At 25.0% G+C, this 12,048-nt stretch carries 12 protein-coding genes; all 12 read left to right on the top strand.

Features of this window, described 5'->3' with window-relative positions; genetic code table 11:
- Positions 1-694, top strand: a 694-nt coding sequence (locus tag ABFX13_RS11725; protein ID WP_346046207.1) for a SpaA isopeptide-forming pilin-related protein, incomplete at its 5' end; no start/stop codon positions are given.
- Between the two features lie 221 nt (positions 695-915).
- On the top strand, positions 916-2,079 hold the full coding sequence (locus ABFX13_RS11730; protein ID WP_346046213.1) for a class I SAM-dependent methyltransferase: 1,164 nt from the start codon (positions 916-918) through the stop codon (positions 2,077-2,079).
- 173 nt (positions 2,080-2,252) lie between these two features.
- Positions 2,253-3,125, top strand: coding sequence for a cation diffusion facilitator family transporter (locus ABFX13_RS11735; protein ID WP_346046216.1), 873 nt, complete (start codon positions 2,253-2,255; stop codon positions 3,123-3,125).
- A gap of 131 nt (positions 3,126-3,256) precedes the next feature.
- Positions 3,257-3,982 (top strand): DUF4184 family protein, encoded by a 726-nt coding sequence (locus tag ABFX13_RS11740; RefSeq protein WP_346046218.1) that lies wholly within the window; start codon positions 3,257-3,259, stop codon positions 3,980-3,982.
- 99 nt (positions 3,983-4,081) lie between these two features.
- A complete protein-coding gene (locus ABFX13_RS11745; protein ID WP_346046220.1) occupies positions 4,082-4,450 on the top strand; it encodes a VOC family protein in 369 nt (122 codons plus the stop codon).
- Between the two features lie 118 nt (positions 4,451-4,568).
- Positions 4,569-5,252, top strand: coding sequence for a hypothetical protein (locus ABFX13_RS11750; RefSeq protein WP_346046222.1), 684 nt, complete (start codon positions 4,569-4,571; stop codon positions 5,250-5,252).
- Between the two features lie 360 nt (positions 5,253-5,612).
- Positions 5,613-6,686 (top strand): uroporphyrinogen decarboxylase family protein, encoded by a 1,074-nt coding sequence (locus tag ABFX13_RS11755; protein WP_346046224.1) that lies wholly within the window; start codon positions 5,613-5,615, stop codon positions 6,684-6,686.
- Positions 6,687-6,699: 13 nt separating this feature from the next.
- Positions 6,700-7,377 (top strand): corrinoid protein, encoded by a 678-nt coding sequence (locus ABFX13_RS11760; RefSeq protein WP_346046226.1) that lies wholly within the window; start codon positions 6,700-6,702, stop codon positions 7,375-7,377.
- Between the two features lies 1 nt (position 7,378).
- A complete protein-coding gene (locus tag ABFX13_RS11765; RefSeq protein ID WP_346046228.1) occupies positions 7,379-8,398 on the top strand; it encodes a methylcobamide:CoM methyltransferase MtbA in 1,020 nt (339 codons plus the stop codon).
- Positions 8,399-8,409: 11 nt separating this feature from the next.
- On the top strand, positions 8,410-10,206 hold the full coding sequence (locus ABFX13_RS11770) for an ASKHA domain-containing protein (RefSeq protein ID WP_346046230.1): 1,797 nt from the start codon (positions 8,410-8,412) through the stop codon (positions 10,204-10,206).
- A gap of 11 nt (positions 10,207-10,217) precedes the next feature.
- A complete protein-coding gene (locus ABFX13_RS11775) occupies positions 10,218-11,132 on the top strand; it encodes a CobW family GTP-binding protein (protein WP_346046232.1) in 915 nt (304 codons plus the stop codon).
- 11 nt (positions 11,133-11,143) lie between these two features.
- Positions 11,144-12,016, top strand: coding sequence for a uroporphyrinogen decarboxylase family protein (locus tag ABFX13_RS11780; protein ID WP_346046234.1), 873 nt, complete (start codon positions 11,144-11,146; stop codon positions 12,014-12,016).
- The last annotated feature ends 32 nt before the right edge of the window (positions 12,017-12,048 follow it).

Consider the following 12,048-nt stretch of genomic DNA (forward strand, 5'->3'; position numbering starts at 1 on the left):
AATAGATAACAAGATGTATCCATTTGAAATAGCTACAAACAATCAAGTAATAGAAAAAACCTCAGCTAATGATAAGATAGTTGGAAGTATAGAAATAACGAAGGTAGATTCAAAGGATGCTAAGAAAGTATTAGAAGGAACAGAATTTACAATATTTGATTCAAATAAAAAAGAAGTAGCAAAGGCAGTAACAGGTAAAGATGGTAAAGTAGTATTCAATAACTTAACATATGGAAATTACTATTATCAAGAAACAAAAGCGCCAGAGGGATACACAATAGATAACAAGATGTATCCATTTGAAATAGCTAAAAATAATCAAGTGATAGAAAAAACTGTAACTAATGAAGAAATCTATAAACAAACTAGTGAAAATGAAAAAACAAAACCAGATAAAATTACTGATCCAAGTGAACCAGATAAGGCCAAAAAACCTAGTCAAGATGATCCGAAAGATCCAGGTGAATTAGATAATACAGAAAAGCCTGACAAAGATGATTTAAAGGGGTTAAGTGAATCAGAGAAGATTGAAAACACTAATCAAAATGAATCAAGTGATAAAATTAATTCAGATGAAACTGATAATTCTAACAATCCTAAAACATCAGACAGTAGTATGCTGCCATACATAGGATTATTTGCAGCTTCATCAATAGGATTAGCAGTAAATACTATTAGAAGAAAAAGAAAGTAAATAATATTAAATTAACATTTATTAATAGTAAGAAAATAGAGTATCAAACTAGTTTTGATACTCTATTTATTTATAAAAATAATACACAAAGCAAGCTAATACCACTTAATATATTTGGCAATATTAAATATATATAAAATAGTTTAACTTATAAGAATAGTAATATATAATAGTAATAGTTATATACGAAACTTAAAAAAGAAATGATAAGGTGTGACATTATGGAAGAACTAAAGAAAAGTATTAATGAAATAACTAATGATAACATTGTTAAAGTAGTTATAAGTAATAAACTAAATAAAGAAGTTGAATATAATAAAGTAAATATATATTTAAAAGAAAAAAATAAAAAAGAATATTATCAAATAGAAAAATATACAGATAAACAAGTTTTTCATGAAAACATAGAAAAAAATATGTTAAATGAAAAGATGTTAGAATTTATAAATGGTAATTATAAACAAGTAGGTGCTTGGTCTGAAACCAATACTTATGATTTAAAAATATCTAAAAAAGGAAAAATATTTTTAGCTAAGAAAAAAAGTGACAATAAAAATGTAGTAAATAAAAGTCATAATAGAGAAAAAAATTATATACTAAAAGAAGGCATGTTAATACAACCTTTAATAGATTTGGGCGTATTTACAAAAGAAGGTAAAATAGTGAATTCTAAATATGATAAATATAAGCAAATTAATAGATTTATAGAAATCATAGATGATGAAATAAAGAAAAATGATTATAAAGAACTTACTATATTAGATTTTGGTTGTGGTAAATCTTACTTAACGTTTGTACTATATTATTACTTTGTTGAAATAAAGAAAATAAATGTTAAAATGATAGGATTAGATTTAAAAGCAGATGTTATTAAAAAATGTAATGATATAGCTAAAAAATATAACTATGAGAACTTAAGTTTTGAACTTGGAGATATAAATGGATATAAATATACTGACAAGGTAGATATGGTTATAACATTACATGCATGTGATACTGCAACTGATTATGCACTTTATAATGCTATTAAGTGGAATGCTAAAATGATTTTTTCTGTGCCTTGTTGTCAACATGAGTTTAATAATCAAATAAAAAGTTCAGATTTCTCATTAATTACTAAATATGGGATTATAAAGGAAAGAGTTTCAGCTCTTATGACTGATGCAGTTAGAGGAAATTTATTAGAAGCTATAGGATACAAAACTCAATTACTTGAGTTTATAGATATAGCCCATTCTCCTAAAAATATCTTAATAAGAGCTTCTAAAGGAAATGTTTCTAAAGATAAAAGAGAAAAATCTCTTAAAGAAGTTAATAATATTATAAATGAGTTTAACTTAGAGCCGACTTTACTTAAGTTATTAAAAAATGATAATTTAATATAGTAACAATTTAGAAAAATTTGCATATAAATTATTGTAAAAGTAAATTATATACAAATTTATCAGGTACTATATGTACTGGGCTTTTAATAAGCAGTGGATTAATCCATGGGATAGTTTTATACTTTCTCATGGATTTTTTTATAGACTTAATAGCTTTAATTTAGGAGGTCAATATGAGAAAAGACAATTATAAAGAAGTAAAAAAAGTCTTATGGGTTATTTTATCTGCAAATTTAATAGTAGCTTTTCTTAAAGTTATTGTTGGATTTTTTATAAATAGTGCAAGTATTATTGCTGATGGTTTTCATTCTGTTTCAGATGCTTCATCTAATGTAGTTGGTTTAGTTGGGGTTAGACTGGCATCTAAACCTGTTGATAAAAAACATCCTTATGGACATCATAAGTTTGAGATTATAACTGGTATGTTTATTGGAGTAATGCTTTTATTTATGGGTGTAAAGATAGTATTTAATGCTACTAATAGATTTATAAATCCGGTTACTTTAGTTATAACTAATGAAAGTTTAATAGTTTTATTAATTACACTAATTTTAAATATATTTGTATCAACATACGAGTATAAGAAGGGAAAAAAATTAAATAGCTATATATTAATTTCAGATTCTCTTCACACAAGAAGTGATATATTTGTTTCTATTGGAGTGATATTTGCTTTAGTTGGTATAAAGTTTGGAGTTCCTATTATTATAGATCCTATAGTTTCTATTGGAGTATCTATTTGTATATTTCATTCAGCTTATGAAATATTTAAATCTTCAATTGAAGTTTTAGTTGATAGTGCAGTTATAGATGTAGATATTATTAGAGAAATTCTTAAAAATGAAGAAGAAATAAAAGACATTCATAATGTAAGAAGTAGAGGAAGTAAAAATAATATATATTTGGATATGCATGTAATGGTAGATCCGTCTATTACTGTTGATGTAGCTCATGACTTAGCACATAGGATAGAAAACTTATTAAGAGAAAATATCAATAAAAATATTCAAGTTATAGTTCATATAGAACCATTTTATAAAAATTAAAATAATAACCATAAGTTGATTTAAGCAACTTATGGTTATTTAAAAAATTCTATATTACACTTTTGTAAGTAATTATATGTATTATTATTGTATAATTAGAAAGTATGAAATTTAACTTAAAGGAGAAAATTATGCCATTTACATTAGCACACCCATCAGCAGTGGTATTTATTAAAAATAGATATTTAAACTTATTTGGATTGATATTAGGATCAATGGCACCAGATTTTATATATTTTTTATTATTTAACCCAAGTAGTAACTTAGGTCATACATTTATAGGTTTTATAATATTAAATTTACCTATATGCTTTTTACTTAATTACTTAATATTTAAATTTGTAAAAGATGCTTTTATAATTAATTTGCCAACATTTATATCAAAATATTATATTTATTTATTAAATTACACAAACGATATAAAAAGTTTTAAAGAAGCTATAGTTTTTACTTATTCCTGTATAATAGGAATGTTAACTCATGTAATATGGGACGCATGTACCCATAAAACAGGATACTTTGTAATACATATAAACTTTTTAAGAAATAAAATAGATATATTAGGGTTACAAATTCATATATTTAAAATAATTCAGCATAGTAGTACAGTTATAGGTTTTTTTATACTTATTTTATATTTATATAGCATAAGAAAATTAAGTAATAAAAATTTAAATAAAATAAATAATAAATTTAGGTATCATATAATAGCTATAATTTTTCAAATCTTAACTATTATTTTTAGTTATATGATTTTTAATAGTTTTGGAATAGGTAGAATCGTAGTTACTTTTATAAATGGATTGTTTATAGGATATTTAATATCATCTATAATTTACAAATATAGTTTTAAATAATATAATACTAACTTTTTGTAAACGCTTGATTATACAATTGATATAATCTATTATTAATATAATTAAGAATATAATAATTTGTAAATAAGGAGAATTGATATGAAATTCACATTTTGTCATAATAACTTTAATGTATTAGATTTAGAAAAAAGCTTAAATTTCTATGAAAAAGCATTAGGACTTAAAGAAGTAAGAAGACATGAAGCAGAAGATGGAAGCTTTATATTAGTTTATTTAGGAGATGGAGTAACTACTCATACTTTAGAATTAACTTGGCTTAGAGATTGGGATAGACCATATAATTTAGGAGATAATGAATTCCATTTAGCTTTAAGAGTTGATGATTTTGATAGAGCATATAATTTACATAAAGAAATGGGATGTATATGTTTTGAAAATAAAGATATGGGAATATACTTTATAGCTGATCCTGATAATTATTGGATAGAAATATTACCTCCAAGATAAATTGAATATGACTAAAAATAAGCTGTTTAAAGTTAAACCTTTAAGCAGTTTATTTTTTATTTATAAAGGGTATTAAATTTATAATACAGTAAAATTAATAGTTTAAGGGAGAATATATATGAATAAAAAGAAAATAATTATAATAGCATTAATTATAATAGGAGTTTTGTTTTTCTTTTTAGGATTTATAAATAATAAGCCTAAAGATATTGAAAATCAAAATACTAATATAAATAAAATAGAAGAAAGTCAAATTAATGAAAATAAAACAATAAAGTTTTTAAAATCAGTATCAGGTATAAAAGCAAATAATATCGAGTTAATAAATAATCCAGTTGGTGTTAAAGGTGAATTTTTAGTTCCACAAAAATCTATATTAAATGGAGTAAATTATTTTTTAAAGGAAACTAAGAATGATAAAATAAGCAAGGTAAATATAAGTATAAATAAGGATGTACTAAAAGCAAAAGTAAATTATAAAGTAACTAAGAATATTACTACGCCTATAGAAGTTGAAGTCGTTCCATCATTAAATAAAAATAAAGATTTAGTTTTAAATGTTAAAGAAGTGAAATTATTAGATTTAAAACTATATAAATGGATAGTTGATATGGCATTAAATAGTTTTATAAAAGATTGGTTTTCTAAAGATAGTGATATATCTGTAAAATTTGAAGATGGAAATGTATTAATAGATAAAAGTAATTTTAAAGATGTATCATTAGAGGGAATATCTTTAGATCCTAATAACTTAAAAATAAATATGATAATAGATTTAAATTATATATTAAATAAAAATTAAATAAAATTACTATTAATAAGTATATATGTAATGATATGTTTAACTGTATAGAATTTATATTTAATTAAATGAATAAAATTATTAAAATACATTTTGATATTAATGTCAAAATGTATTTTTTATTTATTAAAATAATTAAACTATAAAATTGACTAAATTAAATATTAAATATAAATATATATAATTAATAAAAATAAGTATGCTAAAAATAAGTTTTTCTTATTTTAAGAGCTTTGGTTTTATTTAGATATTGATAAAATCAATATTGGAACTTTTTGGTATTGATATTATCGATTTGTAGAAAATTTATATATATTGTAAGATGATTATGTAATATTTAATAAATAAAGAGGTGGAGTTATGGAGTATAAAATAATTAAAGATCAAATGACACCAAAAGAAAGAATGGAAGCTTTTGCTAAAGGTGAACCTATGGATAGAATTTTATGTTCTCCATTTTTAGGTGAAAGTGTTTCTTCTATATTTGGACATACGATATATGAGTACAATCATTCAGTTGATGCACTTGTTGATGTAGCAGTTGGAAGTTTTAATTTATTTAGACCTGACAGTGTTGGATTTGGACCAGGACTTCAGGGTATACCAGAGGCTATGGGAAGTGAAGTTACTTTTCCTACAAATAACACACCATACATAAGCAAACCTGCTATAAATGACTATAGCGAGATAGTTAAGTTAAAACCTATTGATCCATATAAAGATGGAAGAATTAGATACTTTTTAGAAGCTCTTAAAATAACTCAAGACAAGTTAAATCCTATGGTAAGTGTTGGAACTACTTGTGGAGGACCTTTTACAACTGCATCTTTTTTAAGAGGCACTGACAAGTTTTTAAGAGATTTAACAAAAAATAAAGATAAGGCTCATGAACTTTTAGAAATAGCTACTCAAAGTGTTATAAACTATATAGATGCAGCTTGTGATATAGGACTTGCTCCAGGTATAGCAGAACCTAATGCATCTTCTACTATGATAAGTGAGAAAAATTTTGTAGAGTTTGCAAAACCATATTTAAAAAGATGTATGGATAGGATAATTGAAAGAACTGGAAGTGGGACTACTCTTCATATTTGTGGAAAAACTAAAAAAGTATGGGGGCATATGGTTGATACTGGGATATCCAATTTAAGTTTAGATAACATAGATGATATAGGAGAGTTAAAAGATGCCTATGGAGATAAGGTTTGCCTAATAGGGAATGTTGATCCAGTTGATACAATAATGAGAGGAAGCATAGAAGATATATATAATGAAGCAAGAAAATGTATAAAAAAAGCTCATGATAGTAAGCGTGGATTTATATTAAGTACTGGTTGTGATGTTCCTATAGGAACAGACCCTAAAAATATTATAGCACTTATGGATGCAGCAAGAATATTCGGGTCATATCCAATTAATATAGATAACTTATAAGGGGGAATTAGTTATGGAAAATTCAAAAGAAATTTTATTAGATAAATTGGCAAGATGTGTTTTAGAAATGGAAGATGAAGAAGTTGTTGATATAGCAAATGAATATATAAAAGGTAAATTTGATGTTTATGAAGGGATATCTAAAGGGTTAGCTTCAGGAATGGAAGAAGCAGGTAAATTGTATGAAGAAGAAGAGTATTATATACCAGAACTTTTATTATGCTCAGATGCCATGTATGAAGGAATAAATATATTAAAACCACATTTAAAAAAACATCAAACACAAGAACACTATAGAGCAGTAGTGGGAGTTGTTGAAGGAGATACACACGATATAGGGAAAAACTTATTTAAAATAATGTTAGAAACATCAGGATTTGAAGTTTTTGATTTAGGAAGAGATGTACCACCAATTGATTTTATAAATAAAGCAAAAGAAGTAAATGCTGATGTAGTAGGTATGTCTACACTTATGACAACTACAATGGATAATATGCAAGTAGTTATAGATTTATTAAAAAAAGAAAATATGCGTGATGATGTAGTTGTAATGGTAGGTGGAGGGCCTATATCACAAAGTTTTGCAGATAAAATTGGAGCAGATGGATATGCACATGAAGCTTCAAAAGCAGTAAAACTTGCAAAAGATTTAGTAGACAAAAAAAGAGGTATTCACAAAGAGGTGGTATAAAATGAATCCAAAAGAAAGACTATATAAAGTTTTACAAGGGGAGAAAGTAGACAGACCACCGTGTATATGTCCTGGTGGAATGATGAATATGATAATTGAAGATGTTATGGATATAGAAAATGTATCATGGCCAGATGCACATACAAATCCAAATATGATGGCAGATTTAACATATGGTATGTATAAAAATAAAGCTTTTGAAAATTTTGGAGTTCCATTTTGTATGACTGTAGAAGCTGAAGGCATGGGAGCTACTGTTTATATGGGTACAAAAAATACAGAACCCAGAGTAACTAAGTATCCAATAAATTCTTCAAAAGAATATAAAAAGTTAAAAAAAATAAATATAAATGAAGGTAGAACTAAAGTAGTTATAGATGCTATTAAAATATTAAAAGAAAAAGATAAAGATGTACCTATAATAGCAAATTTAACAGGACCTGTTAGCTTAGCATCATCTTTACTTGAACCTATGGTTTATTATAAAGAAATAAGAAAAAATCCAGAAGATGTTCATAAGTTAATGAACTTTGTAACTGATAATCTTATAACTTTTGGTAAGGCTCAACTTGAAGCTGGAGCAGATATATTAACTATATCAGACCCTAGTGGAACAGGTGAAATATTAGGTGCTAAAAATTTTAATGAGTTTGCAGCTTTTTATTTAAATAAAATTATAGACGAATTAAGTAATTATGCTAAAGGTGGAACTATAATACATATATGTGGAAGATTAAAAAGTATATATAAAGAATTAAATTCTCTACATAGTAATGCTATTAGTTTTGATTCAATAACAAATGTTAAACAGGTTAAAGAAAATGTTTCAAACAAAGCTATTATGGGAAATGTAAGTACATTTGCACTTGAAAATAGTGATAAAGTTAGTTTAGAGACCATGTGTAATTCTTGTTTAGACAGTGGAGTAGATATATTATCTCCAGCTTGTGGAATCGGAGTTAGAACTAAGCTTGATAACATAAAAGTTTTATTAGAATGTGCAAAAAATTATAATAGATAAAGAGGTAACTTATGAGTTTTTTATACACGGGTGACAAAAGCTATGAGTTTGAAATAGGAAATAATCTTTTAGATATAATACAAAGTCATAACTTGGGAATGGAAAGTCCATGTGGTGGAAAAGGTTTTTGCGGGAAATGTAAAATTAAAATATTAAGTGGAGACATAAATGATTTAACTAAGGAAGAACTTAAATTTTTAACTAAAGAAGAAATAGATAAAAATATAAGGCTCAGTTGCTTAGTTTATCCTAAGGGAGATTTATATTTAGAATTTTTAGATACTAAAAGTGTTAATCACAAAATATTGGTAGATGGGTATATGCCTGAATTTAAAAAAAATCCAATTCTCAATAAAAGTACATATGGTTTAGAAAAACCGACTTTAGAAAATAATTTGTCTTATGAAGAAATATTAATAAACACTATAAATTGTGATTTAAAAGATAATTATGAAATACTAAAAGATATTCCAAACTTATTTGAAAAAAATAAATTTACGAAGGTTTGTTTAGGAGAAAAGTTAATAGGTTTAGAATGTGATGATACTAAAGATAAATTATATTCAATAGCTGTAGATATAGGCACCACAACAGTAGTTTGCTCTTTAATTGATATAAAAAATCAATTTGAAGTAAGCTCGGAAAGTGAAATAAATCCACAAAAGGAATATGGTCTAGATGTATTATCTCGTATAAACTTTATAAAAACAAAGGAAAATGGACTAGATATACTACATAAAAGTATTATAGAGTGCATTAATAAATTAATTGAAAAGTTATGTGAAAATAATAACGTAAATAGAGAAAATATATACGAAGTTTCAATAGCTGCAAATACTACAATGATGCATATACTTTTAAATATTAATCCTATATCAATAGGAAAATCACCATATGCGCCAGTATTTGTAAAAAGTAAAAATATTGATGCAAAATCATTAGGTATAAAGATTTCAAATTTTGGAAAGGTTTATTTATTACCAGGAGTATCAAGTTATATTGGTGCTGATATTGTAGCTGGAGTATGTGTTTGTGATTTGAAAAATGTGAATAAAAATGTATTATTTATAGATATAGGGACTAATGGAGAGATGGTTTTATCTAAAAAAGGAAAGTTAGTTTCTTGTTCTTGTGCAGCTGGACCAGCCCTTGAAGGTATGAATATAAGTTGTGGTATGAGAGCTGGAGATGGAGCTATTGAAAATGTAAAAATTGAAGAATCTATAAATCTAAAGGTTATAGGAGATAAGATTCCAAGTGGAATTTGTGGAAGTGGCATGGTTGATGCTATAAGTGAATTGGTTAGATTAAATCTTATAGGAAAAACAGGAAGAATAGTTAAAAAAGAAAAGATTTTAGAAGATGATAAACTAGGTTATTTAAGTGAATGTATAATAGATGAAAATAAAAAAAGAAGATTTGTATTAACTAAAAATACAAAAGAAATAGCTATTACTCAAGAAGATATAAGACAAGTTCAGCTTGCAAAAGGAGCTATACTTTCTGGTATTTATGCATTAGCAGATAAAGTAGGTATTAAAATAACTGACTTAGATGAAGTTATAATAGCTGGTCAGTTTGGAAAGCACTTAAGTATTGATAGTTTAGTAGGTGTTGGTATAATACCAAAAGAACTAAAGGAAAAAATAAAATATATAGGGAATTCTTCAAAAACAGGAGCTATAATGAGTTTATTATCTAAAGATATTAGAGAGAGTATGGATAACATAGCAAGTGATATAGATTATTTTGAACTATCTACAAAAGATGGTTACGAAAGATTATTTACAAACTGCTTAAAATTCTAAAGGGTGATGATATGATAAAAGTAGATATAATATCGGGGTTTTTAGGTTCAGGAAAAACGACTTTAATAAAAAATCTTCTAGAATCCATTAATGATGAAAGAGTAGTTGTAATTGAAAATGAATTTGGACAAATAGGGATTGACAAAGAAATTATACAAAAAGATGGATTTGATATAATTGAACTTCAAAATGGATGTATATGCTGTAGCATAAAACTAAATTTTAAAGACACTTTATTAGAAGTTATAAATAATTTTAATCCTACTCGTATAATAATAGAGCCAACAGGGGTAGGTTTATTAAGTGAAATAATAACTATGATAAATGATTCTAAGCTTAATGAAGTTTTAAGTTTAAATTCTTTAATTACTGTAGTTGATGGAGTAAATTACTTTGAATATATAGATAATTTTGGAGATTTTTTTGAAGATCAAATAAAAAATGCTCAAATTATTATTATAAGTAAAAGTCAATTTATAGATAAAAATAATTTAGATAATATAATTAAATCTTTAAGGAATATTAATAAAAATGCTCATATAATAAATGAAAATTGGAGTAATATATCTTTTTTTAAATTATTTGAAGTATTAAATTTATTAAGTGATGAAATTTCGGATAACTTAGATTGTAAAAATAGAAAAAACATAACTGAAAGTATGAAATCAATTGAATCAATATCTATAAACCCTATAAAATCATATAGTGTAGAGGAAATTGAAGATATATTTAAAATTTTAAGCGAAAACACGTTTGGGAATATAATAAGATGCAAAGGGTTTGTAGACAGTGGTGATTGTTTATTGGAATTTAACTATGTAAATAAGCAATATACTATAAAACAAAGAGTTAAAAACACAAATCCTAAGCTTACTATAATAGGTACTAATTTAAAAAAGAAAGACTTATTAAAGATATTTAAGTAGAGGACGTTAAAATGGAAATGAATTTTATTTGTAACCAAAATGATAATGAAAACATACCCATAGCTTTAATTAAAGCTTTAGATATAAAGTTTCCAGATTTTCATACAAATAAATATGATATAGCTTATATATCTAAAGGTTTAAAAAAATATAAAAATGATAGTATATGTAAAGTTCCATTTTGCACTACTGTCGAAGCAGAAGCTTTTGGAGGAATTATAAATTTAGGAGATTTGAAAAGTACTCCTAGAGTAAAAAGTTATGCTTATAATAGTTTAGATGAATTATTTAATATTAAAAATATTGATTTTAATAAAGGAAGGATAAACGAAGTATTAGAAGCTGTAAGTATATTAAACAATGAAGGTGAAGTAGTTGCTTTAAATGTTTGTGGACCTATTACTATTATATCTTTACTTATAGATTTAAAATATTTTTATAAAGGCATTAGAAAAAACAAAAATCAAATTAATGATTTTATGAAATTAATAGAAGACAATATCGTTAATTATATAATTAAAGGATATGAAAATGGAGCTAAGATAATATCTTATAGTGATCCAGTGGGAGATGTAAATATAGTTGGGCCTAAGGTTTACGAGAATATAGTTAGTGTAACTACTTTAAATATAATAAATAGAGTTTCAAATAAACTAGATGATTGTATTATACACCTATGTGGAAAGACATCTACTGCATTATACAACATTGGGGCTTATGATTTTAATAAAATTAAATATAATAATAAAATTACTTATGGACAAGCTATATGTAATTTATTAGATACTAAAGGTGTTAAAATCATAGGCAACAATTGTATGAAAAAAACTCCTTGTAAAGTTAAAGAATCAATTATTTATTCAATCAACTTAAGTAATATCTAAATTAAAGGCTGTAGATAAATTTGTTGTAAACA

Origin of the sequence: Paraclostridium tenue (genome assembly GCF_039521565.1) — a bacterium.
Lineage (GTDB): Bacteria > Bacillota > Clostridia > Peptostreptococcales > Peptostreptococcaceae > Paraclostridium > Paraclostridium tenue.

Excerpts from the sequence above, each read along its gene's own strand:
- ABFX13_RS11735 (WP_346046216.1), top strand. The coding sequence starts at position 2,253 with ATGAGAAAAGACAATTATAAAGAAGTAAAAAAAGTCTTATGGGTTATT.
- ABFX13_RS11745 (WP_346046220.1), top strand. The coding sequence starts at position 4,082 with ATGAAATTCACATTTTGTCATAATAACTTTAATGTATTAGATTTAGAA.
- ABFX13_RS11780 (WP_346046234.1), top strand. The coding sequence starts at position 11,144 with ATGGAAATGAATTTTATTTGTAACCAAAATGATAATGAAAACATACCC.
- ABFX13_RS11775 (WP_346046232.1), top strand. The coding sequence starts at position 10,218 with ATGATAAAAGTAGATATAATATCGGGGTTTTTAGGTTCAGGAAAAACG.
- ABFX13_RS11770 (WP_346046230.1), top strand. The coding sequence starts at position 8,410 with ATGAGTTTTTTATACACGGGTGACAAAAGCTATGAGTTTGAAATAGGA.
- ABFX13_RS11765 (WP_346046228.1), top strand. The coding sequence starts at position 7,379 with ATGAATCCAAAAGAAAGACTATATAAAGTTTTACAAGGGGAGAAAGTA.
- ABFX13_RS11755 (WP_346046224.1), top strand. The coding sequence starts at position 5,613 with ATGGAGTATAAAATAATTAAAGATCAAATGACACCAAAAGAAAGAATG.
- ABFX13_RS11740 (WP_346046218.1), top strand. The coding sequence starts at position 3,257 with ATGCCATTTACATTAGCACACCCATCAGCAGTGGTATTTATTAAAAAT.
- ABFX13_RS11730 (WP_346046213.1), top strand. The coding sequence starts at position 916 with ATGGAAGAACTAAAGAAAAGTATTAATGAAATAACTAATGATAACATT.
- ABFX13_RS11760 (WP_346046226.1), top strand. The coding sequence starts at position 6,700 with ATGGAAAATTCAAAAGAAATTTTATTAGATAAATTGGCAAGATGTGTT.
- ABFX13_RS11750 (WP_346046222.1), top strand. The coding sequence starts at position 4,569 with ATGAATAAAAAGAAAATAATTATAATAGCATTAATTATAATAGGAGTT.